The organism is Sulfitobacter sp. 1A13353, from assembly GCF_043557255.1.
Classification (GTDB): Bacteria; Pseudomonadota; Alphaproteobacteria; order Rhodobacterales; family Rhodobacteraceae; genus Sulfitobacter; species Sulfitobacter faviae.
Genome location: NZ_JBIFFS010000009.1, coordinates 127,467 through 150,936 on the forward strand (window position 1 = coordinate 127,467; position 23,470 = coordinate 150,936).

General features: G+C 64.3%; 23 protein-coding genes. 15 read left to right on the forward strand and 8 right to left on the reverse strand.

All coding sequences use genetic code 11. The features are described 5' to 3' along the window. Positions 1 to 65: 65 nt before the first annotated feature. From ACGYLO_RS19800 to ACGYLO_RS19865, 14 genes are all read left to right on the forward strand, one after another. On the forward strand, positions 66 to 1,010 hold the full coding sequence (locus ACGYLO_RS19800; RefSeq protein WP_067264018.1) for an ABC transporter permease: 945 nt from the start codon (positions 66 to 68) through the stop codon (positions 1,008 to 1,010). After that, complete coding sequence (locus ACGYLO_RS19805) at positions 1,010 to 1,909, forward strand: ABC transporter permease (RefSeq protein ID WP_209219184.1); 900 nt, start codon at positions 1,010 to 1,012, stop codon at positions 1,907 to 1,909. Before ACGYLO_RS19800 ends, ACGYLO_RS19805 begins: the two co-directional genes overlap by 1 nt. A gap of 11 nt (positions 1,910 to 1,920) precedes the next feature. Next, positions 1,921 to 3,714: a gamma-glutamyltransferase family protein gene (locus ACGYLO_RS19810; protein ID WP_271690252.1), complete on the forward strand. Its 1,794-nt coding sequence runs from the start codon at positions 1,921 to 1,923 to the stop codon at positions 3,712 to 3,714. 3 nt (positions 3,715 to 3,717) lie between these two features. Beyond that, complete coding sequence (locus ACGYLO_RS19815) at positions 3,718 to 4,479, forward strand: DUF1028 domain-containing protein (RefSeq protein ID WP_394377242.1); 762 nt, start codon at positions 3,718 to 3,720, stop codon at positions 4,477 to 4,479. Between the two features lie 4 nt (positions 4,480 to 4,483). Then, complete coding sequence (locus ACGYLO_RS19820; protein ID WP_271690254.1) at positions 4,484 to 5,326, forward strand: sulfite exporter TauE/SafE family protein; 843 nt, start codon at positions 4,484 to 4,486, stop codon at positions 5,324 to 5,326. Then, positions 5,323 to 6,036 (forward strand): FadR/GntR family transcriptional regulator, encoded by a 714-nt coding sequence (locus ACGYLO_RS19825; protein WP_209219188.1) that lies wholly within the window; start codon positions 5,323 to 5,325, stop codon positions 6,034 to 6,036. The genes ACGYLO_RS19820 and ACGYLO_RS19825 overlap by 4 nt, the downstream gene beginning before the upstream one ends. 188 nt (positions 6,037 to 6,224) lie before the next feature. Beyond that, positions 6,225 to 7,205: a phosphate/phosphite/phosphonate ABC transporter substrate-binding protein gene (gene phnD, locus ACGYLO_RS19830; RefSeq protein WP_271690255.1), complete on the forward strand. Its 981-nt coding sequence runs from the start codon at positions 6,225 to 6,227 to the stop codon at positions 7,203 to 7,205. 55 nt (positions 7,206 to 7,260) lie between these two features. Further along, the gene (gene phnC, locus ACGYLO_RS19835) at positions 7,261 to 8,034 is read left to right on the forward strand and encodes a phosphonate ABC transporter ATP-binding protein (protein WP_271690256.1); all 774 of its coding nucleotides are present in this window, start codon (positions 7,261 to 7,263) and stop codon (positions 8,032 to 8,034) included. Further along, positions 8,031 to 8,825, forward strand: a complete 795-nt coding sequence (gene phnE, locus ACGYLO_RS19840) for a phosphonate ABC transporter, permease protein PhnE (RefSeq protein WP_271690257.1) — start codon at positions 8,031 to 8,033, stop codon at positions 8,823 to 8,825. The genes phnC and phnE (ACGYLO_RS19840) overlap by 4 nt, the downstream gene beginning before the upstream one ends. Further along, positions 8,822 to 9,631, forward strand: a complete 810-nt coding sequence (phnE, locus tag ACGYLO_RS19845; protein WP_271690258.1) for a phosphonate ABC transporter, permease protein PhnE — start codon at positions 8,822 to 8,824, stop codon at positions 9,629 to 9,631. The genes phnE (ACGYLO_RS19840) and phnE (ACGYLO_RS19845) overlap by 4 nt, the downstream gene beginning before the upstream one ends. Beyond that, positions 9,628 to 10,533: an HAD-IIA family hydrolase gene (locus ACGYLO_RS19850; protein ID WP_271690259.1), complete on the forward strand. Its 906-nt coding sequence runs from the start codon at positions 9,628 to 9,630 to the stop codon at positions 10,531 to 10,533. The genes phnE (ACGYLO_RS19845) and ACGYLO_RS19850 overlap by 4 nt, the downstream gene beginning before the upstream one ends. A 115-nt stretch (positions 10,534 to 10,648) precedes the next feature. Beyond that, positions 10,649 to 11,632, forward strand: a complete 984-nt coding sequence (locus ACGYLO_RS19855) for a TRAP transporter substrate-binding protein (RefSeq protein ID WP_271690260.1) — start codon at positions 10,649 to 10,651, stop codon at positions 11,630 to 11,632. 66 nt (positions 11,633 to 11,698) lie between these two features. Then, entirely contained in the window at positions 11,699 to 12,217 is a 519-nt protein-coding gene (locus ACGYLO_RS19860; protein ID WP_271690261.1) for a TRAP transporter small permease, read from the forward strand. Beyond that, positions 12,210 to 13,493: a TRAP transporter large permease gene (locus tag ACGYLO_RS19865; RefSeq protein ID WP_271690262.1), complete on the forward strand. Its 1,284-nt coding sequence runs from the start codon at positions 12,210 to 12,212 to the stop codon at positions 13,491 to 13,493. The genes ACGYLO_RS19860 and ACGYLO_RS19865 overlap by 8 nt, the downstream gene beginning before the upstream one ends. Positions 13,494 to 13,560: 67 nt before the next feature. On the opposite strand, the gene ACGYLO_RS19870 is transcribed toward ACGYLO_RS19865, so the two are convergent. Then, positions 13,561 to 15,057, reverse strand: a complete 1,497-nt coding sequence (locus tag ACGYLO_RS19870) for an aldehyde dehydrogenase (RefSeq protein ID WP_271690263.1) — start codon at positions 15,055 to 15,057, stop codon at positions 13,561 to 13,563. A gap of 180 nt (positions 15,058 to 15,237) precedes the next feature. Here ACGYLO_RS19870 and ACGYLO_RS19875 point away from each other — a divergent pair, with 180 nt between their 5' ends. After that, on the forward strand, positions 15,238 to 16,110 hold the full coding sequence (locus ACGYLO_RS19875; RefSeq protein ID WP_271690264.1) for an NAD(P)-dependent oxidoreductase: 873 nt from the start codon (positions 15,238 to 15,240) through the stop codon (positions 16,108 to 16,110). Positions 16,111 to 16,120: 10 nt separating this feature from the next. Here the strand turns inward: ACGYLO_RS19875 and ACGYLO_RS19880 are convergent, their stop codons facing one another. Genes ACGYLO_RS19880 through ACGYLO_RS19910 form a run of 7 tightly spaced genes read right to left on the reverse strand, consistent with a single transcriptional unit; the run spans position 16,121 to position 23,464 of the window. Beyond that, positions 16,121 to 16,846: an SDR family NAD(P)-dependent oxidoreductase gene (locus ACGYLO_RS19880; protein ID WP_271690265.1), complete on the reverse strand. Its 726-nt coding sequence runs from the start codon at positions 16,844 to 16,846 to the stop codon at positions 16,121 to 16,123. Further along, positions 16,843 to 17,625: a cyclase family protein gene (locus tag ACGYLO_RS19885; RefSeq protein ID WP_271690266.1), complete on the reverse strand. Its 783-nt coding sequence runs from the start codon at positions 17,623 to 17,625 to the stop codon at positions 16,843 to 16,845. The genes ACGYLO_RS19880 and ACGYLO_RS19885 overlap by 4 nt, the downstream gene beginning before the upstream one ends. Then, on the reverse strand, positions 17,622 to 18,869 hold the full coding sequence (locus ACGYLO_RS19890) for an SDR family NAD(P)-dependent oxidoreductase (RefSeq protein ID WP_271690267.1): 1,248 nt from the start codon (positions 18,867 to 18,869) through the stop codon (positions 17,622 to 17,624). Before ACGYLO_RS19890 ends, ACGYLO_RS19885 begins: the two co-directional genes overlap by 4 nt. Then, complete coding sequence (locus ACGYLO_RS19895) at positions 18,866 to 20,035, reverse strand: thiolase family protein (protein ID WP_271690268.1); 1,170 nt, start codon at positions 20,033 to 20,035, stop codon at positions 18,866 to 18,868. The genes ACGYLO_RS19890 and ACGYLO_RS19895 overlap by 4 nt, the downstream gene beginning before the upstream one ends. Beyond that, positions 20,032 to 21,657 (reverse strand): AMP-binding protein, encoded by a 1,626-nt coding sequence (locus ACGYLO_RS19900; protein ID WP_271690269.1) that lies wholly within the window; start codon positions 21,655 to 21,657, stop codon positions 20,032 to 20,034. The genes ACGYLO_RS19895 and ACGYLO_RS19900 overlap by 4 nt, the downstream gene beginning before the upstream one ends. Then, on the reverse strand, positions 21,654 to 22,133 hold the full coding sequence (locus ACGYLO_RS19905; protein ID WP_271690270.1) for an aromatic-ring-hydroxylating dioxygenase subunit beta: 480 nt from the start codon (positions 22,131 to 22,133) through the stop codon (positions 21,654 to 21,656). Before ACGYLO_RS19905 ends, ACGYLO_RS19900 begins: the two co-directional genes overlap by 4 nt. Continuing rightward, positions 22,130 to 23,464, reverse strand: a complete 1,335-nt coding sequence (locus ACGYLO_RS19910) for an aromatic ring-hydroxylating dioxygenase subunit alpha (protein WP_271690271.1) — start codon at positions 23,462 to 23,464, stop codon at positions 22,130 to 22,132. The genes ACGYLO_RS19905 and ACGYLO_RS19910 overlap by 4 nt, the downstream gene beginning before the upstream one ends. Positions 23,465 to 23,470 lie beyond the last annotated feature (6 nt).

The window sequence follows — 23,470 nt, forward strand, 5'->3', positions numbered from 1 at the left end:
CCTTCTGCATCCGCACCGCCGGGCCGGTTCCGGCGGTGCCCCTCCCCTGAGCGAGACGTTTCAAAATGCTGTCCTTCATCCTGCGCCGTCTGGTGATCGCGATCCCGACGATCATCCTGATCTCGGTCTTTGTCTTCACCTTGCAAAAGCTGCTGCCGGGCGACCCGGTGCTGGCCATGGCCGGCGAAGAACGCGACCCGCAGGTGCTGGAGTTCCTGCGCGAGAAATACCGCCTGAACGATCCTATTCCGGTGCAATATTTCACTTGGATCGGCAACGCGCTGACCGGTGACTTGGGCATTTCGCTGCGCACCAACCAGCCGGTGCTGGAACTCATCGGAGAGAAACTGCCCGTGACCATCCAACTGGCCACGATGGCAATGATTTTTGCCCTGTTGATCGGCGTGCCTGCGGGCATCTTCTCTGCCGTCAAGAAGGGCACCGTGACCGATTATGTGGCCAATGTGGTGGCGCTGTCGGGCCTGTCGATCCCGAACTTCTGGCTCGGCATCATGCTGATCCTGCTGGTCTCGGTGAAATGGAAGCTGCTGCCCGCCTCGGGCTATGTGCCGCTGAGCGAAGACCCCATCCGCTCCATCACCGTGATGATCATGCCCGCCTTCGTGCTGGGCACGGCGCTGGCCGCGACGCTGATGCGCCACACTCGCTCGGCCATGCTGAGCGTGCTCAGCAGTGACTACGTCCGCACCGCCCGCGCCAAGGGTCTGGTCGAGCGGCGGGTGATCCTGAAACACGCCTTTCGCAACGCGCTGACGCCGATCGTCACCCTGACCGCCCTGCTCTTTGGTGAGCTGATCGCGGGCGCGGTGCTGACCGAACAGATTTTCACCATCCCCGGCTTTGGCAAGCTGGTGGTCGATGCCGTGTTCAACCGCGATTACGCCGTGGTCCAAGGTATCGTGCTCGTCACCGCCGTCGGCTTCATCTTTATGAACCTGCTTGCCGATGTTGCCTATGTGCTGCTGAACCCCCGCCTGAGGAAGCAATAATGGCTCAACCTGCCACACCCATCACCATCGACGCCGAAAGCGCCGCCGATCCGGTCCTCTCCGCCCGTCCCGAAAACCGGGTTTGGAAGAAGTTCCGCACCCATCGCAGCGCCATGCTGGGCGGCGTGCTGGTGGTATTCTTCTGCGCCATCGCGCTTTTGGCCCCGCTGCTGCCGATCCCCGACCCCGCCGCCACCGATTGGGGCGCGGTGCGCAAGGGGCCTTCGGCGGCGCATTGGATGGGCACCGATGAGTTGGGCCGCGATGTGCTGAGCCGTCTGGTCTGGGGCGCACAGGCGTCCTTGCTGGCCGGGGTTGTCTCGGTCGCCATCGCGCTTGGGCTTGGCGTGCCTTTGGGCATCGTGGCGGGCTACTTCGGAGGCTGGACCGACGCGGTGATCTCACGCTGCACCGAGGCGCTTCTGGCCGCACCCTTCCTGATCCTCGCCATCGCGCTTGCGGCCTTCCTCGGGCCGAGCCTGACCAACGCGATGATCGCCATCGGCATCTCGGCCACGCCGATCTTCATCCGCCTGACCCGCGGTCAGGTGCTGAGCGTCGCCGCCGAGGATTACGTTGAAAGCGCCCGCGCCATTGGTCTGAGCACGCCGCGCATCCTGCGCCGCTATATCTTCCCCAACGTGCTGCCGCCCGTGTTGGTGCAGGCCACGCTGACCGTCGCCACCGCCATCATCGCCGAGGCGTCGCTCTCCTTCCTTGGTCTTGGCCAGCAGCCGCCCGCGCCCTCTTGGGGGTCGATGCTGAACACGGCGAAGAACTTCCTCAATCAGGCGCCTTGGATGGCGCTCTGGCCCGGCATCGCGATCTTCATGGTCGTGCTTGGCTTCAACCTTCTGGGCGACGGGCTGCGCGACGCGCTCGACCCACGCGAACACTGACCGGAGACGACATGACCCCCTTCACCACCCGCCCCGAGATCCGCGGCTCCTTTGGTGTCACCACTTCGACCCATTGGATCGCCTCGACCGTGGGGTTCGGCATCCTTGAAAAAGGCGGCAACGCCTTTGACGCCGCTGTCGCCGCGGGCTTTGTCCTGCAAGTGGTCGAGCCGCATTTGAACGGCCCGGCGGGCGACCTGCCGATCATCTTTCACGACGCGGAGAAACAGGCGACCAAGGTCGTCTGCGCCCAAGGGGTCAGCCCCGCCGCCGCCAAGCTGGAGCATTTCGAGGGGCTCGGGCTGAAACTGATCCCCGGTTCGGGTCTTTTGTCGACGGTGGTGCCCGGTGCGTTTGACGGCTGGATGCTGATGCTGCGCGATCATGGCACCATGGGTCTGCGCGAGGTGATGCAACCGGCGATCGACTATGCCCGCGACGGGCATCCGGTGCTGCCGCGCGTGTCGAACACCATCAAGGGGCTGGCCGAATATTTCGCCGCCGAATGGCCCAGCTCCGCCGCGGTCTGGACGCCCGGCGGTGCAGCGCCTGAGCCGAACGCCAACTTCAAGAACCCCGATCTGGCCGCGACCTATGAGCGCTTGGTCAACGAGGCCGAAGCCACAGGCGAAGACCGCCGCGCGCAGATCGAAGCGGCGCGCAAAATCTGGTCCGAAGGTTTCGTGGCCGATGCGATTTTCGACTACCTCGAAGACGCCTGCGTGCATGACGTGTCCGAGCAAAAGAACAGCGCCCTTCTGGCGCGCGAGGATATGGCCAAATGGCAGGCCAGCTATGAGGACACGCTGACCTACGAATACCACGGCTGGACGGTGCATAAGACCCACGCATGGTCGCAAGGTCCGGTGTTCTTGCAGACCCTCGCCATCCTCAAACATTTCGATCTTGCCGCGATGGACCCGATGGGCGCCTCCTTTACCCATACGGTGATCGAGGCGATGAAACTCGCCTATGCCGACCGTGAGGCCTATTACGGCGACCCCGAGCAGAGCATCATCCCGATGGAAGAGCTGCTCTCTGATGCCTATAACGCGGAACGCGCGAAGCTGGTGAACGGCAAGGCATCGCTTGAGCAGCGCCCCGGCGTGATCGCGGGGCTGGAGCATCTGGCCGAGCGCTATATCGAACGCGCGGCCCGTGATTTCGGCGTTCAGAACGCCGCCCCGCAAGGGCCGACGATGGCGCATCTGACCGAGAAACGCGGCGATACCGTGCATCTCGATGTGATCGACCGCTGGGGCAATATGGTCTCGGCCACGCCCTCGGGCGGGTGGTTGCAGAGCAATCCGGTGGTGCCGGGGCTTGGTTTTCCGTTGAACTCCCGCGCGCAGATGTTCTGGCTTGAGCGGGGCCTGCCCACCTCCCTCGCCCCCGGGCGGCGTCCGCGCACCACGCTGACCCCCTCTTTTGCCGAACATGCCGATGGGCGGCAGTTGGTCTTTGGCACGCCGGGCGGCGACCAGCAGGACCAATGGCAGCTGATCTGGTTCCTGCGTTTCGTGCACCACGGCCTCGACCTGCAAGAGGGGATGGATGCGCCGCTGTTCCACACGCTGCACTTCCAAAGCAGTTTCTTCCCCCGCCAAGCCCTGCCCGGCGAGATGATGATCGAACCCAATGTAGGCCCCGCAGTGATCGACGCGCTGCGCGCCCGGGGGCATATCGTTACCGTGGCCGAGCCGTGGTCGGTGGGCCGAATGACCGCCGCGATGCGCAATCCCGACGGCAGTCTTCACGCCGCCGCGACCCCCCGCCTGATGCAGGCCTATGCCGTAGGACGCTGACCCATGACCTATTCCATCATCGCCCGTGATCTCGAAAGCAATGAAATCGGCATTGCCGTGGCCAGCCGCTTTTTCGCCTGCGGTGCCGCCGTGCCTTACATCGGGCGGCGCGTCGCCGTGGCCACGCAGGCTTTCGTCAACCCGCTCTGGGGGACCGAAGGCCGGCGCATGTTGGAAAGCGGCGACCCCGCCGAAGCACTGCTGAAGGAATTCGCCGCCCGCGATGCGGGGCGCGACATCCGCCAGTGTCACATGCTGGACGCCACAGGAAACTTCGCCGCGCATACCGGCGCGGCCTGTGTCGATTGGGCCGGGCACCGTGTAGGCACCATTCATTCCGTCGCGGGCAATATGCTGACCGGGCCGGAGGTGGTGGAGGCCACGTTCGAGACCTACACCGCGCGCCATGATCTGCCGATGGCCGAACGTCTGCTCGCCGCCATGCGCGCGGGCGAAGAGGCGGGCGGCGACATGCGCGGGCGCCAAGCCGCGGGGCTGGTGATCCACCGCGGACAGGACCACGCCTATCTCGACCTGCGCGTCGATGACCATGGCGACCCGCTGAGCGAGCTTGACCGGCTGCTCGACGTCGCCGGAGAGCGCTATCTGCATGTGGCCGAAGCGATGCCGAGCCTCGACAATTTCTCGGGCACCTCGGACCGCGCGCCGATTGATGCGGCAATCACCCGCGCCGAAGAGGCTCGCACGGCGGCGGGCAAGCCCAGCCGGTCGCTGGCGACAGATTTAGAGACAAAGAAAGATTAACCATATGAACGCGCTCGATTTCAGCCAGCTTCTGCCCCTTCTCGCCATTGCGGTTTCCGCCGGGGTCTTTGGCGGCATCCTTGCGGGGCTGCTTGGTGTGGGCGGCGGTATCGTGATCGTGCCCGCGCTTTATCTTGCGCTGTCGACGGCGGGGATGGACCCGGCGATCACCATGCAAGTGGCGGTGGGCACCTCGCTTGCGACAATCGTCTTTACCTCGCTGTCCTCGGGCTATGGTCACTTCAAACGCGGCGCGATTGATATGGACCTTTTGAAACTCTGGGCGCCGTCACTGCTGATCGGCGTCGTGATCGGCGCGCTTCTGGGGGGCTATGTCTCGGGGCTGATCCTTGTCGGCGTCTTTGCCACCGTGGCCGCACTCGTTGCCCTCGACATGATCTTTCGCAAGACCAAGGATGACCCCACGCCGCGCGGCTTTGCGAAACCGATCTGGGCGATCTTGGGCGTCGTCACCGGCGGGCTGTCGGCGATGATGGGCATCGGGGGCGGCACCATCGGCGTGCCGCTGTTGAACTTTCTCGGCTATGACATTCGCCGCGCCGTGGGCACCTCTGCCGCGATTGGCTTTATCATCGGGCTGCCGGGTGCCGTTGTCTATGCGCTCACCGGCCTTGGGGCCGAGGGGCTGCCGCCCTTCTCGCTCGGCTATGTGAACCTTGCCGCTGCGGCCATCATCATTCCGCTCACTTCCAGCTTTGCCCATGTGGGTGTGAAACTGGCCCATAGCATGCCGCGCCGGGCGCTTCGGTTTGCCTTTGGAATTTTCCTAATGGTAACCTCTCTGCGTATGTTCATTGATTTATTTGAAGCGTTTTCCAACTCATGACACAGCCCCCCCAGTCCGCCCCAAGTGAAGATGAATTGGCCGAGCGGCTGCGCGGAGCGATCCGCCAAGGGGACATCCTGAACGACGGGCGGATGCCGCCCGAACGGGCGCTGGCCGAGCATTTCGGCGTGAGCCGGGCGCGGCTGCGACTGGCACTTGGCCTGTTGCAAGAGGACGGCACGATCTATCGCCGCCACGGCCAAGGCACATTCGCCACACCGCCGCCCGCGACCAATGCCGACAGCCTGCGCCACCTTGCACGACAAGTCACGCCAAGCGACGTGATGGAAGTGCGGCTAGAGGTTGAGCCTGCCCTTGCCGCCCTCGCCGCCGACCGCGCCCGCCCGCAAGAGATCGAGCGGTTGGATCAGTTGATGCGCGCCACGCTGAACCTCAGTGACCCGGACGCCTATGAGGCGGCGGATGACATGTTCCACTACAAGATCGCCGAGATGGCGCGGAATCCACTGTTTCTTACGGTCTACGAATCCATCCGCGCGGTGCGCCGCGAAGTGGCATGGACCTCGCGCCGCCGCACCTATCACGCCCCCGAAACGCTACAGGTGCTGGGTGAGCAGCACATGACGCTGAACGACGCCATCGCCCGGCGCGATACGCTCGGCGCTGCCGCGGCGATGGAGCAGCATTTGCTGACCGTATCCAAAACCCTGCTGCGCGACCGGGTGCGCAAGATCGAACTCGATCTCTGAAGTCCCCGTTTCGATAGATTAAATCACGTTTTGACGCCCCGCTCTTTCTTGCGGGGTGTGTTACAGCTTTGTGACAAAATTGTCTGCCGACGCACCGGAACTGCTTGCAAACGAAACTGTTCGATGTTCGTATCTGCGCATTATTGTATTTCGCGCCAGATGCGCGGATTCTCAGGGAGGAGAACACAATGTCTCATAGATACCTATTCGCCGCAGGTCTCACCGCGGCCTTCACACTGACGGGCAGCCTTGCCTTCGCGCAAGAGAATTGCGAGCGCGGCGCCTTGGACAAGATGTTCTGCGACGCCGATGGCGATCTGGTCGCCGATGCGCCGACCGATCCTGATATGTTGAAAGCCCCCTCGACGCTGGTTTTCGCCTATACCCCCGTCGAAGACCCCGCGATCTACGAAGACATCTGGACCCCCTTCATCGAGCATCTTGAAGACGTGACCGGCAAGGACGTGCAGTTCTTCGCCGTGCAGTCGAACTCCGCCGAGGTTGAGGCGATGCGCTCGGGCCGCCTGCATATCGCCGGTTTCTCCACCGGTCCGACGCCGTTTGCGGTGAACCTCGCGGGCGTCGAGCCCTTTGCCATCATGGGCGCCGAGGACGGCCAGTTCGGCTACAAGCTGCAGGTCTACACACAGGCCGACAGCGACATCAAAGAGATGAAGGATCTGGCCGGCAAGCGCATCGCGCATACCTCGCCCACCTCCAACTCCGGGAACCAAGCGCCGCGCGCGCTCTTCCCCGATCTGGGCGTCGTGCCGGACGAAGACTACGAAGTGACCTATTCGGGCAGCCACGACCAGTCCATGCTGGGCGTCGTCGCGGGCGACTATGACGCGGCCCCGGTGGCCTCCGAAGTGGTCGACCGCATGGCCGAGCGCGGTCTTTACGACCCCGAGGACGTGCGCATCGTCTGGGAAAGCGATCCTTTCCCGACAACCTCCTACGGCGTCGCGCATGACCTCGCGCCCGAGCTGAAGGAAAAGATCAAGGAAGCCTTCTTCTCCTTCGACTTCGAAGGCACCGCACTGGGTGAGGAATTCGCGGGGGTGAGCAAGTTCGTCCCGATCACCTACAAGGACCAGTGGGCGGTGATCCGTCAGATCCAGAAGGCGAACGGCGTCGAGTACACGCCGCAGGGCCTCGCGGCTGAATAATCGTTCAACACCGGGGGCCGGCTTTGCGGTCGGCCCCACGTTTAAGGTACATTAAATGCTGAAAATTTCCGACCTCGTGAAACGCTATGGCAGCGGTGATCCGGTGCTGAAGAACCTCGATTTGACGATCGAGGGCGAAAGCGTCGTTTCGATCATCGGTTCCTCCGGCGCGGGCAAATCGACGCTGCTGCGCTGCATCAACCGACTGGTGGAGCCGACCTCGGGGTCGATCATGCTCAACGGCACCGAACTGACCAACCTGCGCGGCAAAAACCTGCGCGCCGCGCGGCGCAAGATCGGCATGGTGTTTCAGGGCTTTAACCTTGTCGACCGCCTCACGGTGATGGAGAACGTCCAGTCCGGTCGCTTGGGCTACATCTCGACATGGTCCGCCGTGACCCGCCGCTATGCCAAGGCCGACATCCGCCGCGCCTATGAGCTGATGGAGCGCGTCGGCATCGCGCAATATGCCAACACCCGCGCCGACCAGCTGTCGGGCGGCGAACGCCAGCGTGTCGGTGTGGTCCGCGCCTTGATGCAGGACCCCGACATTCTGCTGGCGGATGAGCCCACCGCCTCGCTCGACCCCAAGACCTCAGAGCAGATCATGGGCCTGCTGCGCGACCTCGCCGGTGAGCTAAAACTTCCGGTGCTGATCAACATCCACAACGTGACCGAGGCCAAGGAATACACCGACCGTATCGTCGGCATGCGCTATGGCCGGATCATTTTCGACGACGAGCCCGCAAAGCTCGACCAAGCGGCGATGGATCAGATCTACGCCGGCAGCCCCCATGCGGACCGCGCCAAAGATGGGGCCGCGGCATGAGCGCGCCGCGAGATACCTGGAAAAAACCACCCTTCATCGCCAACCCGGTGCTGCGGTGGGCGGTGATCTTGGGCGCGGTGGCCTATTTCGGCTGGGTCGGGCTGACCATGCCGATTGACTGGAACCGCGTGGCCGAAGGGCTGGGCCGTGCCGGGCGCATTTTTGGCGGGGCCTTCCCGCCCAGTTTCGAACGCTCGGGCCTGTTGATCGACGGCTTCCTCGAGAGCCTCAAGATCGCCATCCTCGCCACCGCGGGCGGGGTGCTTTTGTCGATCCCCATCGCCTTTATGTCCGCGCGCAACGTGGCGCCGAAGCCGATCTTCTACCTTGGCCGCGCCATCATCATCGTGGCGCGCAGCTTTCACCCGGTCATCGTGGCGATCCTCTTCGTCAAGGCCGTGGGCTTCGGCCCCTTCGCGGGCGTGCTGACGCTGATCGTCTATTCCATCGGCTTCGTCGCCAAGATGCTGGCCGAACGGATCGAGGAGATCGACTTCGGTCAGGTCGAAGCCATGCGCGCCGCCGGTGCGCCCTATTTCTCGACCCTGATCTACGCGATCTTTCCCCAGATCATGCCGCGCCAGATCGGCCTCACGATCTACCAGCTCGACAGCAACCTGCGCGCCTCGGCGGTGGTCGGCATCGTGGGCGCGGGCGGCATCGGGGCGACGCTCGCCAATGCCTTTGGCCGCTACGACTATGACTTCGCGCTGGCGATCACCATGGTCATCGTCGGTGTCATCCTTGTCTCCGAAGCCGTCAGCGGCGTGATCAGAAAGCGCATCCAATGACGACCCTTGCAGAGAAATTCGGCCGCGACGACTGGACCCGTTTCACCCTGCGCCAACGCCTCACGCGCTACGGCGTGCTTCTGGGCTGCGCCCTCGCCATCGCTTGGGCCCTGACTTCGATCGAGGTCATCTGGGCCTGGGTCTGGGGCGCGCCCGAGCAGATCGGCGACCTTTTTGGCCGCATGTATCCGCCCGACCCCAGCAACCTCGACACGATCCTCAAGGTGCTTTGGGACACGGTGAACATCGCCACTTTCGCCACCACCTTCGCGGTGCTGCTCTCGCTGCCGGTGGCCTATATCGCGGCGCAGAACACCACGCCCAACCGGGCCACGCTCTGGCTCGGGCGGCTGATCCTCGTGACTTCGCGGTCGGTGAACACGATCATCTGGGCGCTTCTCTTCGTGGCAATCTTCGGCCCCGGCGTAGTGGCGGGGATCCTCGCGATTATGTTCCGCTCCATCGGCTTCATCGGCAAGCTTCTGGGGGAGGCGATTGAGGAGATCGACCGCCGCCCCGTGGAGGCGCTAGAGGCCACCGGCGCCTCGCGTTTCAAGGTCATCGCCTATGCCATCGTGCCGCAGGTCATGCCGACCTTCTGGGCCGTGTCGATCCTGCGGTGGGACATCAACCTGCGTGAATCCACCGTTCTGGGCCTCGTCGGCGCGGGCGGCATCGGGATCATCCTGCAAGGTGCCATCGACACCTTCAACTGGCCCGAGGTCGCCACGATCCTCATCGCGATCATCGTGTTGGTGATCATCGGTGAGGTGATCTCGGCCTTCCTGCGCCGCCGCATCCTGTGAGTGTCGCCATAGACCCCGCGCAGGCGCTGGCCGAATACCAGCGCCTGCGCCCCCGCCTGCCCGACTGCGACAAGCTCGGCCATGGGACGGAAGCCGCCCGTTTCCTCGATATCGTCGCGCCCTATGAGTTGATCCTGTTCGACGCCTACGGCGTGCTGAACGTCGGCGAAACCGCGATCAAGGGGGCAGCGCAGACCATTGCCGCTCTGCGCGAGATGGGCAAATCGGTCATGGTCGTCAGCAACTCCGCCGCCTATCCCAAGGCGCATATGATGGACCGCTACGCGCGGCTTGGCTTTGATTTCGCAGCCGACGAGGTGGTCACCAGCCGCGAGGCGCTGCTGCACCGCGTCGCGACAGAACCCGCGCGCCGCTGGGGCGTGATGCTGAACCCCGATAAGGACATGGGAGAGATCGCCCGCCTCGGCGCGACCGTTCTGGCGGATGATCCGGCTGTCTATGACCGGGCCGAAGGTTTCCTCCTCGTCGGGGCGGATGGGTGGACAGAGGCGCGGCAGGCCCTGTTGGAGGCCAGTCTGAAACGCCAGCCCCGGCCCGTCTTCGTCGGCAACCCCGATCTCGTCGCCCCGCGGGAGGATGGTCTTTCGCTCGAACCCGGCTGGTTCGCGCATCGTCTAATCGACACGACCGGTGTGGCGGTGCATTTTTGTGGCAAGCCCTTCCCCGACATCTTCGATCTGGCCCTCGCTCGGGCAAAGCCCGTTGATCCGTCGCGCGTGCTGATGGTCGGCGACACGCTGCACACCGACATCCTCGGCGGGGCGCAGGCGGGTTTCGCCACGGCGCTGGTCACCGGCCACGGCTCCCTCTTGGGGTTGGAGGTTGCTGCGGCCATCCAAGGCTCGGGCATCGCGCCCGATCATATCGTCACGGAAATTTAGCGGCGCTTTGCTGTGGATTCATTGTCCACAAAGCGCCCCACCCCCATTGCCATTCTGAACATCCGCCGCTAGCAGTTTTCGTGACCTTGTTAATAAGATCGCTGGAGGATACAAAATGTTCAAAATCATCAAGCCCACGGCAATTTTCGCCACTTTGGCCGCGCTCACCGGAGGAGCCCTGAGCGCCGAGACCGAAGTCAAGATCGGCTACGCTCTCGCCCCCGACAGCCACTACGGCGTCGCGGCGCAGAAGTGGCAAGAGGTCGTCGAGGCCGAGACCGACGGCAAGTTCAGCTTCCGCCATTTCCCCTCCTCCGGTCTGGGTGGTGAGCGCGAGGTCGTCGAAGGCCTGCAACTGGGCACCGTCGAGGCGACCATCGTCTCCACCGGCACGCTGAGCAACTTCGTTCCCGCCACCGGCGTGACCGACATCCCCTTCCTGTTCCGCAGCCTCGACCACGCGCGCCGCGTGCTTGACGGGCCGATCGGTCAGGACATCTTGGCCGAGTTCGACGGCGCGGGCATGGTGGCCTTGGCTTGGGGCGAACAGGGTTTCCGCCACATCACCAACAACCGCAACGCCATTGAGACCCCCGAAGACATCGCGGGCATGAAGCTGCGCACCATGGAAAACCCGGTCCACCTCGAAGCCTTCAACGCCGCTGGCGCCGCCCCCACCCCGATGGCTTGGCCCGAGGTGATCAGCTCGCTGCAACAGGGCACCATCGACGGGCAGGAAAACCCGCTGTCGGTGATCGTCTCCGTCAAGCTCGACGAGGTGCAGAAGTACCTAACCCTCTCGGGTCACGTCTATTCGCCCGCCATGCTGTTGGTCTCCAAACCCTTCTGGGAAGGTCTGTCGGATGAGGACAAAGCCGCCTTTGAGAAGGGCGCGACCGAGGCCGTCTCCGCCATGCGCGCCTTCGTCGATGACGTGGAGCAAAGCGGCGTCGAGACGCTGAAAGAGCGCGGCATGGAAGTGAACGAACTGAGCGAAGAGCAGAAGGCCGCTTTCCGCGCCTCCATTGAAAGCGCTTATCAGGGTTACTACGAGACCTACGGCAAAGAGCTGATCGACCAGATCGCCGCGACCGAGTAAGCGCCGCGACGTAAAGACGGACGGCCGGGAGCAGTGCTTCCGGCCGTTTTGCACGGGAGGGAAACCATGCGCAGATTGGAACAGCTATTCGTCAAGGTGAACGCCGCCGTGGTGATCGCCTGTTTGACGGGAATGGTCTTGGTCGTGGGGGCCAATGTCGCCCTGCGGTTCAGCACCAACCATTCGTTGTCGTGGTCCGATGAATCCGCCCGTTACCTGATGATCTGGATGGCCTTTCTAGGCGCCGGGCTGGCGTTGCGACAAGGCGGTCATGTGGCCATCACCAATCTGCATGATGTGATGAACACCCGGACGCAGCGCATCCTGCGCGGGGTGATCGTTCTGATTTTGCTGTTCTTCTTTGCCTTCATGGTCAAAGTCGGCTGGGACTATATGCAGCGCGCACAGTATCAGATGACCCCCGCGATGCGCCTGTCGTTCCGCTATGTCTATGCCGCCATGCCAGTCGGCTTCACACTGCTGATCGTACATCTGTTGCTGATCGCGCGGCCCTTCATCATGGCGGGCCGTTATCACCAGCCCGAAGGTCAGACCGAAAACATGCCGGGAGCCGCCAATGGCTGAGATCCTCTTCATCTCGCTTTTCGTGCTCATGGTGCTAGGACTGCCCGTCGCCTTTGCCATGGCCATTTCCGTCTTTGCCGCCATCGGTCTGGGCAGTTCCTACCCACAGATCGTGGTGGTGAAGGAGATGTTCTCGGGCCTCGACAGTTTCCCGCTGCTGGCCGTGCCCTTCTTCATCCTCGCCGCCGAGATCATGACCGGCGGGGCAATCACCCACACGCTTTTGCGTTTCGCGGCGCAATTCGTGGGCCATCTGCGCGGGGGGCTGGGCTATGCCAATGTGATCTCCTCGACCATGTTCGCAGGCATCTCCGGCTCGGCGCTGGCCGATGCCGCGGGCCCCGGCGCAATGATGATCCGCATGATGGAGAAGGGCGGCTATGACCGCTCCTACGCCGGGGCGCTGACGATCTCTTCCGCCGTGGTGGGGCCGATCATCCCGCCCTCGATCGTGATGATCATCTATGCCTTGCAGGATCAGGAAGTCTCGGTCGGGTCGCTGTTCATGGCGGGTGTCATCCCGGGGCTGCTGCTCGCCGGAGGGAGCCTTGCGGCCAACGGTTGGGTCAGTTGGAAACGCGATTACCGCAGCGATGAGGCCCGGCCCGAGCGGGCGCAGATGTGGCGCAACAGCCTGATGGCGTTGCCCGCGCTTGGGCTGATCGTGCTGATCGTCGGCGGCATCCGGGGCGGTATTTTCACCCCGACCGAAGCCTCCGTGATCGCGGTGTTCTATGCGCTGTTTTGCGGGTTCTTCGTCTACCGCGCCCTGCGCCTGCGCGATCTGCCGGGGCTGATTCTTCGCGCGGCACTGATCTCATCCGCGGTGTTGCTGATCCTTGGGGCCGCGCGGGCTTTCGCATGGGTCTTGGTGATCGAGGGCGTGCCGCAGTTTCTGGCCGAGACGATCATCGCGTGGGAGCTTTCGCCGATCCTGTTCCTCTTGGCGGTGAACGTGCTGTTGCTGCTTTTTGGTCTGTTCATGGATCCGCTGCCGGGGGTGATGATCCTCGTCCCGATCCTCGCGCCGATCAGCCACGCGCTCGGCATCGCGCCGGATCATTTCGCCATCGTGGTGATCGTGAATCTGACGCTGGGGCTGACGACGCCGCCGGTGGGGAGCCTGATCTTCGTTGTCTCCTCGGCGGTGAACCTGAAGCCCGCCGCGCTGATCCGCGAGATGCCGCCGTTCTTTTTGGCGAATTTCTTGGTGTTAATGTTGCTGACCTTCGTGCCTGCTTTGAGCACGTGGCTACCGAGCATCAGCGGCTTCTAACTAGGTTCCGCCCGGCTAAAAGCCGGGCAGCACCACCCCGCGGGCCGGCGCTGCCCTCAGCGTTCAATCACTCCGTCTGAATCCAAACCGCCTTGGTATCCAGATACGCCTGCAGGTGCTCCACGCCGCCTTCCTTTCCGTAGCCCGACATCTTCAGCCCGCCAAAGGGCACCGCCGGGTCGATCGCGTGGTACATGTTCACCCAGACCGATCCGGCCTTCAGCTTCTTCACCGTCCGATGCGCCACCCCGAGATCGCGGGTGAAGATCCCCGCCGCCAGCCCATAGGGCGTGGCATTGGCGCGGGTCACGACTTGCTCCATCGTGTCGAAGGGCAAGACCGAGATCACGGGGCCGAAGATCTCCTCCTGCGCGATGGTCATCTCGTCCTTCACACCGGCAAAGATCACCGGTTCGAGGAAGTTGCCACCAGCATAGCCCTGCCCCTCGGGCCGACCGCCGCCGGTGACCAGCCGCGCGCCCTCGGCCTTTCCCTTGGCGATATAACCCTCGACCTTCTCGGTCTGCACGGCGTTGATCAGCGGCCCCAGATCGGTGCCTTCGTCGAGGCCATGCCCGATCTTCAGCCCGCGCGCGAAGGCGGTGAGCTTCTCGATAAACTCATCCTGAATCTCCCGCGCCACGAAAAGCCGCGAGCCCGCGATGCAGATCTGCCCCGAGTGGGCATAGACCGCCATCGCCGCCACCGGCACCGCCTTGTCGAGATCGGCATCTTTGCAGATGATCAGCGGCGACTTGCCCCCAAGCTCCAGCGTGATCCGCTTGAGGTTCTCCACCCCGGCCCGCGCGATGGTCTTGCCGGTGGCGGTGGAGCCGGTGAAAACCACCTTGTTCACGTCCGGATGCTCGGCCAGCCGCGCCCCGGCCTCGCGCCCCGTGCCGGTGACCACATTGACCACGCCGTCGGGCACGCCCGCCTCCTGCATCAGCCGCGCGATCATCAAGGGCGTCAGCGGCGCATCTTCGGAGGGTTTCAGAACCACGGTGCAGCCGGTGGCCAGCGCCGGGGCGATCTTCCAGATCGAGGCGGCGGTCGGGGCGTTCCAAGGGATGATCGCGCCCACCACGCCGACCGGCTCTCGGGTGGTGAAAGACAGCATCGACTGCGAGATCGAGTTCTCGATCACGTCACCATGCAGCGCCACGGCCTGACCTGCGTAGAAGCGCAGCATCCCGATCACCCGCCGCTTGTTCCCGAGCGTCCGCGCCAGCGGCAGCCCCATGTCGGCGGTGTCGGAGACACAGAGCTTCTCCCAATCCCGCTCCATCACATCGGCGATGCGCAACAGCACCTCCTGCCGGTCGTAGGGCGTGAAGGTGGACCAGACGCCTTCGAAGGCGCGGCGTGCGGCATCCACGGCCAGATCGACATCCCGCGCCCCGCCGCGCGGCACTTCCGCCAGCTTGCGGCCGGAGGCGGGATCGGTCACCTCGATCACCGTGCCGGAGTAGGCGGGCACGTCCTGACCATCGATGAACATCGGGCAAAACTGCCCATGGTAAAGCGTTTCGGCAATCTGGTGGGGGTCGCGGGTCAAAGTCATTTCAGCCTCATTCCATTGATGCGCCATTCCTATCAATCGAATTGTCGGTTTCAAATATACAAAGCCCTGTTTGGGCAAGAAAATCCGGCCCTGCCGCGTTGCACCGTGCTGGGTGGATCGCTAGACCTTTCCCCAAGGGAACCGCGCGCAGGGGTGGCGGTGGCAAGCGAAGGAAAATCCATGAAAATCGGTATGATCGGTGTCGGCCTGATGGGCCACGGAATTGCCCGCAATGTAATGCGGCGCGGGGGATTTGCGCTTGGCTATTTCGACCACCCCGGCAACCAGCCGACCGATGAGTTGGACGGGCTGGGGGCTACGGCCTTCGACAGTCTGAGCGATCTTGCCGCCGCCTCCGATGTGATCATCCTCTGCGTTACCGGCTCGCCGCAGGTCGAAGGGATCCTGACCGGAGAGGGCGGCGTCATCGCGGGGCTGAAACCGGGTGCTGTGGTCGTCGATTGCTCAACCTCCCTGCCCGCGTCGACGCTGAAGATGGCCGAGGCGGTCAAAGCGGCGGGGGGCGATTTCGTCGATGCGCCGATGACCCGCACCGCGCAGTTTGCCCATGAGGGGAAGTTGAACCTGCTCGTCGGCGGTGACGCGGCCACGGTCGAAAAGGTCTCTCCGGTGCTCGCCGCCTTCACCGAGGAGGTCAAACATGTGGGCGAGGTCAGCGCGGGCCACCGGTTGAAGCTGCTGCACAACTACGTCTCGGTCGGGTTCATGTCCCTGCTTGCCGAAGCCGCCGCGCAATCGGCGGATGCGGGGATCGATCCGCAGAGTTTCGTAGATGTCTTGGCCAGTGGCGGCGGTGCCAGTGTCGCGCTGGATCGGCTCTCGCCCTTCATCACCAGCGGCGACCGCGAGGCGCTGCCCTTCGCGATCAGCAACGCGCTGAAGGATTTCGACTATTACCGCCAGATGTCCGCCCAAGCGGGCGCGCAGGTCGAGATTGCCGACGGGGTCTATCGCGCCCTTTCCAAAGTCGTCGAAAAGGGCGCGGGCGATGCCTATGTCCCTGAATTGGTACAGCATTTCCGCAAGGGCTAAGCCCGAGGGGTCAGAGCGTCAGCGTCCCGATGCTCGACCCGCCGCAGACGAAAAGCGTCTGGCCGGTGACGAAACTACTGGCCGGATCGCAAAAGAAGAGGAAGGCGTTGGTCACGTCCTCCACCTGCCCCAACCGCCCCACGGGGATGCGTTTGGCCAGCGCGGCTTCGCGTTCGCTTTCTTTCGGGATGATGCCCCAGAAGTTATCCGTCTGCACCGGGCCGGGGGCCACGACATTGACGGTGATGCCATGCGGCGCAAGCTCGAGCGCCCAAGTGCGCGCCATGCCGATCATCCCCGCTTTCGAGGCTGAATAGGCCGTTCGCGTCGGCGCGCCCAAGGCGGCGCGAGAGGCGTTGAACATCACCCGGCCAAAGCCGCGTTCTTTCATGGCGGGTAGAAAGGCTTGCAGTAACGTCAGCGCCGAGCCGAGGTGCAGTTGCGCAAGGCCGGTGATGTCTTCGGGCTTGGCCTCCTCAACCAGATTGGGCCAGATCAGCCCCGCGTTATGCACCAGATGGGTCACCTCATGGCGCGCGGCGATATCCGTAGCAACGGCGGCGACGGAGGCGGGGTCGAGCAGGTCGGCTTCGATATGCTCGCAGCCTTCCGCCTCCCATTCCGGCTTGCCCCGCGCGATCGAGATCACGCGATAGCCTCGCCCCAGCAACCGCTGCGCAAGATCGGCGCCGATGCCCTTGCTACCCCCGGTGATGACGGCGGTGTATTCGGTCATACTCTCTCTCCCGGTATCAGCGCCAGCACCCGCAAGGGGCTGCCGGTGCCGCCTTTGATCTTGAGCGGCGGGGCGATCAGCATGGCCCCCGTGGGCGGCAGTTGGTCGAGGTTGCACAGGCATTGCAGCCCGTATTTGCCCGCCCCATGCAGCAGGTAATGCGCCGGGAAAGGCGGGTCGTAATGCATCCCCTGCCCCGCGTCGGTGCCGACCGTTTCCGTGCCAAAGCCGCGAATGCCGCGCTCTAGCAGCAGTTCGATGGCGGCGGGCGTCGGGCCGGGCGAATGGGCGCCATCCTCGCGCATGTTGAGGTAATCCGCGCCGCTGCGTTTCGACCAATCGGTGCGCATCAGCACCCAAGCGGCGGCGGGGATCGTCCCGTGCTGGGCCTCCCAATCGCGGATGATCTCGGGCGTCAGCTCAAAGTCGTCGTTCTGCGCCGCCCCCGCCGAGCAGTCGATCACCACGACCGGGCCGATGAAGGCTTCGGGCGGGATTTCATCCACCGCGCCATGGGCCACGTCCTTGCCCGAGACCCAGTGAATGGGCGCGTCGAAATGGGTGCCGGTGTGTTCGTTTAGCGTGAGGTTATGCCACTTCCACGCCGGGCCGCGGTGATCATAGGCCGAGACCTCCTCCATCCGGAACCGCGCACATTGGCCGAACTCTGGCGGCAGGACGATGACCGGGAAGTCCGGGTCGAGCCTATGGGTCAGATCGACGACCTTTGCCGCACCGCTTGCCAGTGCTTCGGCCAGTGTCGTGATTGCATCGCTCATGCGCCGCCCCCCCGCGTTTCGCGTTCCATCAAGGCCGGATCGTCCAGCCAGCGGGCCAGCGCGTCTTTGGCCACGTCACCGCAGGCGACCTCTTCCAACCCGTCGACCAACCCGCGCACCACTGTCCGCGCTAACGCGCGGGGGGCGACTTTGGGCGGCGGCAGAGGTTGGTGCCATTCGTCATCGACGGGGCCGGTGTAGACATTCATCACCCGCAGTCCCGATCCGGCAAACTCCGCCCGCATCGTCTGGCTGAGCGACCGCGCCGCCGCTTGCGAGGCATCGAAGCCGCCGAACCCAGCCTCGGGCGCCAAGGCCCCGACCGACAGGAGATTGACCCAAGCCACCGCGGCATTGACCCCATCCGCCGTGCGCGAGGCCATCGCGGGGCCAAAGCCCTGCGCCAAGCGCATCAGGCCCAGCACATTGGTCTCCATCCCCTCGCGGGCAAAGACCGTGTCACTGCCCAGCACCCCGCCGGGGCGGATGAATTGGGCGGTGTTGATCAGGATGTCGACCTTTCCACCGATCTCTGCGGCGAGGCGCGAGACCGAGGCCCCATCGGTGACATCGAGCGGCATGAGGCTGACCTTCTCCATTCCCTCGAAGGCCGCGCGGCCTTCCCATCGGCGCCAATGTTCCGGCTCCCCCAGGAATATCTCCGCCGCACCTGCGCTCAGGAGCGCTTGGGCCAGCGGCAGGGCCAAGGGCGAGCGGGCATCGGTGATCAACACCCGCCGATGTTTCGGATCGCTCGACATTTCGCGCAGCATTGGATCGTCTTGCATCAATTCGCTTCCCTCTCGCGGCAGGGCCACCATGACCCCCTGCCCGGCCCGGTCCAGTTTCAACGCCAGCCGCACCGCATCACCGCGCCCGACTTCGCCGTGCAGATGGCACACCGCCACCGGCCCCGCGGCCAGTTGCACCGTGCCGATGCGCCACGGCAGCCGCTCACGAAAATACGGGTCGGGCGAGACGCGGATCGTGGTTTCGGCCAAGACTTCGCCCGCGCGGTCCGTCTCGCGCCAGTCCAGCGCGACGGACAGGCATTTGCAGCAGGCATCGCGGGGCGGGTATTGCACCGCCCCACAATCGGCGCAGTGCTGAAGCGCAAAGACACCGCGCCCGGCGGCGATGGCAAGGCCGAGGGCCGCGCGCGACCGCTGCGCGGGCGGCAGCGTCGGCACCCTACTGCGCTTTTGCGGGTTCTTCTTTCGGGGCGGCGTCAATGGATCGGTCATGGCGCGCCCCCTTCGATGATCGCCGCGGCAGAGCAGACGCCCCGGTCATAGTTGATCATACCAAAGCCCGAGACCAAGGCCCGCCGGGCGTTGGCAACCTGCGTGCCCTCGGCCTGCCCGGTCACCTGCCGGATCGCTTCCACGAGCCCCAGATAGCCGCCTGCGGCCCCGGCTTGACCGACCGACAATTGCCCGCCCGAGGTGTTGTGGGGGAAATCGCCGTGGATCGTCAGATCTCGCCGCCGGGTAAAGGCGGCCCCCTCCCCCTTGGCGCAGAACCCGAGGTCTTCGAACTGCATCATCGAGATCACCGGGTAGTCGTCATAGGTTTGCAGCAGATCGACCCCCTCCGGCCCATGGCCCGCCATCTCGTAGAGCTCACCGATATCCACGCCCCAGCCGCCGCGCAGTTGCATCGGGTCTTCGGGGTAGGCGTTGTGCCGCTCGATGGTGCCGCTGATCCGCGCGAAGGGCAGGTCGCGGCGCAGGGCCTCGTCCTCGCGCATGACCAAAAACGCCTCGGCCCCGGCGCAGGGCATGACGCAGTCGAAAAGCGCGATGGGGTCCGAGATCATCCGCGCATCGAGGTATTGGTCGAGAGTGAGTGGGGTCTTCATCAGCGCATCGGGATAGTGCAGCGCATTAGCGCGTTGGGCCACGGCGATTTGGCCAAAGTCCTCTCGCGTGGCGCCGAATTCCTGCATGTAGCGGTCCATCAGCAGGGCGAAACTCGCGTTCGGGCCGCCGAAACCATAGGGAAAGGTCGCATCCATCGAAAAGCGCGAAAAGCCGCTGAGCAGGCTGCGAAAGCTGTCGATCCGGTTCGCGTCCCCCGCCACGCAGGCCACCACGTCGACATCGCCCGCCTGCACCGCCCGCGCCGCGCGGCGCAGCGCGATGACCCCGCTGGCCCCGCCCGTCGGCACGGTATCGAGCCAACGCGGGCTGAGCCCCAAATGCTGGGTCAGCCCGACCGGCGTGTCCGGCGCGAGCGAGAAGCTGGAGACCGAGAACCCGTCCAGTTCGCCCGGCGCGATCCCAGCCTTGCCCAGCATCGCGCGCAGCGCGCGGGCGATCCACCAATGGGCGGTCTCATTGCTGTAGCGGGCATAGGGCACCGAGGTGGGCGCCGCGAGCGCGACGCCGCCATAGCCCCTGCGCCTCATGCCGCCGTCCGTTTCTTCATCCCGCGCAGGTCTTGCGTGGCGGGATCGTCCAGCAGATCGGCGGCCAGCGTTTTCAGCACCCCGCGTTGGAGTTTCTGCGTCGCCGTCAGCGGCAGCGCCTCGACAAAAGCGATAAAGCCGGGGGCTTTGTAATAGGCAAGTTGGGTCAGGCACCATTCGGTGATTTCACGGGCCAAGACGGCAGGGTCAGCACCGGCGTCCTGCGGCACGATACAGGCGAAAACCTCATCCCCGCGCACCGCGTCAGGCACGGCGGTCACTGCGGCGCTGGCCACGGCAGGGTGGCGCATCAGGGTCGATTCCACCTCGACCGCCGCGATGTTCTCGCCCGAGCGGCGGATCACGTTTTTCTTGCGGTCGACGAAATACATCGCACCATCCGGCGCGCGGCGCACGATGTCGCCGGTGTGGAACCAACCGCCCGCCCAAGCCTCATCCGTGGCTTCGGCATTTTTGAAGTAGCCCGCAAAGAACCCGCGCCGGGGTTCGGCACCGGCGCGGCGCACCAGCAATTCGCCTTGATCGGCCTCTTGCCCGGCATCGTCGCGCAGCCGGACCTCCAGCCCCCCTTCGGGCGCGCCGAGGCAGCTTTCGCCCACGCGGCGCGGTTCGCGGTTGGCGCAGATCACCGCCCCCGCGCCGGTTTCGGTCATGGCCCAAGCCTCGACCAATGGAAAACCGAAACGCGCCTCGAAGGCGGCGTGCAGTTTCGGGTCCACCCCCGCGCCGAAGCCAAAGCGAACGGCATGGTCGCGGTCAGCTTCGCTTGCCTCGGCCCCCATGAGCATCGACGGCATCACGCCGAGGTAGTGCAGACAGGTCGCCCCCGAGGCGCGGACCGAGGACCACCAACTGCGGGGGTGGAAGCGGTCAAGCGCGGTCAGGCAGCCGCCCACGGCGATCATCGCCATGAAGGAATAGGCCATCGCGTTCATGTGGAAGATCGGCAGGGGCGTGATCATGCGCTCGCCGTCTTGCGAGAGGGCGCAAAGCCCGCCGGTGTCGGCGTACCACCGCCCGGCGTCCAGAAAGTAGGTATTGGTCAGGATGCAGCCCTTGGGCTGGCCCGTGGTGCCAGAGGTGTAGAGCAATGCGGCCTCGGCCTCCTCCGCCCCGCCATGCCGTGCCGCGATGGTCTCAAGCGTTGCGGGTGCGGGCAGGGGTTCCTCCGGCGCGATCACCGGCATGTCGCGGCCCGCTCGCCGCGCCGCCGCGCGCAGGTCCTCACCCCGCGCGGGTATCGCCACGGCCAAGACCGGCTCGGCATGGTCGATCATATAGCTCAGCTCCGCCGCACGCAGATCGGGGTTCACCGGCACGACCGACAGGCCCAGACCGTTCAGCGCCAGCCACCAGAGGAAGAAGGCCGGGCGGTTCTCCATCAGCAGCATCACGCGCTGCCCGGGCAGATAGCCCGCCGCCGAAATGCGCTTGCGCAGGGCGGCAACCTCGCGCGCGGCTTCGGCATAACTCACCTCCCCCGCCGCGATGCCGTAGATGTCCGCCGTTTCCGGCAGGACATTCAGGAAACCCCGTTCGGGGTGCCGCGCGGCGGTGTCGTCAAACGCCGCGAAGACCGTCTCAGTCTCTGCCCCGATCATGGCAGCAACTGGATATTGCGGAAGGCCGCGTCGCAATTCACGATATCGACCCGTTTGTTGGCAATGCGGAGCCGCCCCTCGACCAGCGCCAACTCATGCCGCGCGGTGACGGCGAGCAATTGCTGCTCATCCAGCCGCGTCTCGACGTAGTGCATGAAGGTGGTCGTGATAAAGCGGCCGGCGTCCGTATCCATTTCATCCACGAAAGGGCGCTGGATCACATGGTGGCAGCGGCTTTTGGGTTTCTGGCTGAAGGTGCGCGCGCCGTTCAGACGTTCGACGCGCAGCTTGAGCATGAACATATCCTCATACATCAACGAGGTCTCGTTGATCGGGTCTTTTTGCTGATAGTCCAACGGCATCCAATAGTGCCCGTCCGGCAGCCAGAGGTCGAGCCATTCGGTATAGCGCCCCTCGTCCAGCATGCGCACTTCGTCATAGATGAAGTCGATCAGGCTTTCGCGCGTCACACTCATTCCGCCGCCTCCGTCTTTTGGCCCATGGTCATGAACTTGACCCATGCGTGGAATTGGTTGCGCATCTGCCGCTCTGTGGTGCCGTTCTCGACCGCTTCGACCTCGAAGTCTTCGTCTTCTTCGATCAGCCGTTGGATGTTCACCCATTCCAGCCCGTCGACCATCAGCCCTTCCTGCGCGCGCTCGTACATCTCCAGATCGTCATGGCCGACGATGGAGGTGGGCGCGTTGATCATGCGGTTGTACATCGCGGTGCGGGCGGTCAGCTCACCGGGTGCGTCGACAAGGCGGTAGATGTAGCTTTCCACCACGGTCCGGTCGGCGGCGATGGGGATGAAAACCCGCAATTGCTGGATCGGACCCTTGATCATGATGTTGGGGAAATAGACCGTGTTGTGGCGGTTCTCATCAAGGATCGCCTTGGCCTTCTCCTCTCCGTAGCTGTCGCAGAGCGCCTCAAAATAGCCGGGGATGGCGGAATAATCCGAGTGGATAGAGTGGTTTACGCCGGTGTGCCCATGCCCGTTGGGCCATGTGCGGATGCCCATGCCTTCGAAGAAATCGTAAGGCGACATGAAGGGGGCGATGATCTCCATCGCGGGGGGTTTGGGTGCGTCCTCAGGCAGGCCCAGTTCTTCGTAGAGCTTCACCGCCGTCCCGGCGGAGCTTTCATGCGCCACCATCGGGTGGCAGGTGTCGGTCTGGTTTTCGACCAGCATCTTCCAGTTGCAATGATGCATGTAGCGCAGCGGCGGGCCGACCACTTCGAGCCGTCCGGCGGGGGAGCGGTCAACCATATTATCGAGCGAGGACAGGCTTTCGCCAAAGAACTCTTCGAAGCTCATGCCCTCTTCGGCCAAACGGGCAAAGATGAAGCCGCGGTAGTTTTTCACATCGCCGACGCTGCGCATCCCCTTGCCGCTGTCGGTCTCTTCCAGCCCGGTGTTCTGGTAGCCCTTCTTGAGCGGGATCGCCAAGAGGCAGCCATCGGTCTTGAAGCTCCATGCGTGATAGGGACAGCGGAAGAATTTGCCGGTGTTGCCTTGCCGGTCTATCACGATCTTGGTGCCTTTGTGGGGGCAGCGGTTCAGCAGGACATGGATGTCGCCCGTCGAATGGCGCACCTGAATGACGGGCTGGGTGCCGATATGGGTGCTGAAATAATCGCCCTTATTCGGGGTCTGGCTTTCATGGCCGACAAAGACCCAAGCATTGGCGAAGAGATGCTTCATCTCCTGCTGGAACACCTCTGGGTCGGTGTAGATATCGCGGTGCACCTGATGTGGCTGCACGAGGGCGGCCAAGGCCGCCGGGCTGTCGTAACGTCCCATGAGTTC

What these genes read in the sequence shown, in the direction of transcription:
- ACGYLO_RS19890 (WP_271690267.1), bottom strand. Translation starts at nt 18,869, where the DNA reads ATGACCGATCCATTGACGCCGCCCCGAAAGAAGAACCCGCAAAAGCGC.
- ACGYLO_RS19825 (WP_209219188.1), top strand. Translation starts at nt 5,323, where the DNA reads ATGACACAGCCCCCCCAGTCCGCCCCAAGTGAAGATGAATTGGCCGAG.
- ACGYLO_RS19900 (WP_271690269.1), bottom strand. Translation starts at nt 21,657, where the DNA reads ATGATCGGGGCAGAGACTGAGACGGTCTTCGCGGCGTTTGACGACACC.
- phnE (WP_271690257.1), top strand. Translation starts at nt 8,031, where the DNA reads ATGAGCGCGCCGCGAGATACCTGGAAAAAACCACCCTTCATCGCCAAC.
- ACGYLO_RS19910 (WP_271690271.1), bottom strand. Translation starts at nt 23,464, where the DNA reads ATGGGACGTTACGACAGCCCGGCGGCCTTGGCCGCCCTCGTGCAGCCA.
- phnD (WP_271690255.1), top strand. Translation starts at nt 6,225, where the DNA reads ATGTCTCATAGATACCTATTCGCCGCAGGTCTCACCGCGGCCTTCACA.
- ACGYLO_RS19805 (WP_209219184.1), top strand. Translation starts at nt 1,010, where the DNA reads ATGGCTCAACCTGCCACACCCATCACCATCGACGCCGAAAGCGCCGCC.
- ACGYLO_RS19865 (WP_271690262.1), top strand. Translation starts at nt 12,210, where the DNA reads ATGGCTGAGATCCTCTTCATCTCGCTTTTCGTGCTCATGGTGCTAGGA.
- ACGYLO_RS19800 (WP_067264018.1), top strand. Translation starts at nt 66, where the DNA reads ATGCTGTCCTTCATCCTGCGCCGTCTGGTGATCGCGATCCCGACGATC.
- ACGYLO_RS19905 (WP_271690270.1), bottom strand. Translation starts at nt 22,133, where the DNA reads ATGAGTGTGACGCGCGAAAGCCTGATCGACTTCATCTATGACGAAGTG.
- ACGYLO_RS19810 (WP_271690252.1), top strand. Translation starts at nt 1,921, where the DNA reads ATGACCCCCTTCACCACCCGCCCCGAGATCCGCGGCTCCTTTGGTGTC.
- ACGYLO_RS19875 (WP_271690264.1), top strand. Translation starts at nt 15,238, where the DNA reads ATGAAAATCGGTATGATCGGTGTCGGCCTGATGGGCCACGGAATTGCC.
- ACGYLO_RS19885 (WP_271690266.1), bottom strand. Translation starts at nt 17,625, where the DNA reads ATGAGCGATGCAATCACGACACTGGCCGAAGCACTGGCAAGCGGTGCG.
- ACGYLO_RS19820 (WP_271690254.1), top strand. Translation starts at nt 4,484, where the DNA reads ATGAACGCGCTCGATTTCAGCCAGCTTCTGCCCCTTCTCGCCATTGCG.
- ACGYLO_RS19870 (WP_271690263.1), bottom strand. Translation starts at nt 15,057, where the DNA reads ATGACTTTGACCCGCGACCCCCACCAGATTGCCGAAACGCTTTACCAT.
- ACGYLO_RS19815 (WP_394377242.1), top strand. Translation starts at nt 3,718, where the DNA reads ATGACCTATTCCATCATCGCCCGTGATCTCGAAAGCAATGAAATCGGC.
- phnE (WP_271690258.1), top strand. Translation starts at nt 8,822, where the DNA reads ATGACGACCCTTGCAGAGAAATTCGGCCGCGACGACTGGACCCGTTTC.
- ACGYLO_RS19895 (WP_271690268.1), bottom strand. Translation starts at nt 20,035, where the DNA reads ATGAGGCGCAGGGGCTATGGCGGCGTCGCGCTCGCGGCGCCCACCTCG.
- ACGYLO_RS19860 (WP_271690261.1), top strand. Translation starts at nt 11,699, where the DNA reads ATGCGCAGATTGGAACAGCTATTCGTCAAGGTGAACGCCGCCGTGGTG.
- ACGYLO_RS19880 (WP_271690265.1), bottom strand. Translation starts at nt 16,846, where the DNA reads ATGACCGAATACACCGCCGTCATCACCGGGGGTAGCAAGGGCATCGGC.
- ACGYLO_RS19855 (WP_271690260.1), top strand. Translation starts at nt 10,649, where the DNA reads ATGTTCAAAATCATCAAGCCCACGGCAATTTTCGCCACTTTGGCCGCG.
- phnC (WP_271690256.1), top strand. Translation starts at nt 7,261, where the DNA reads ATGCTGAAAATTTCCGACCTCGTGAAACGCTATGGCAGCGGTGATCCG.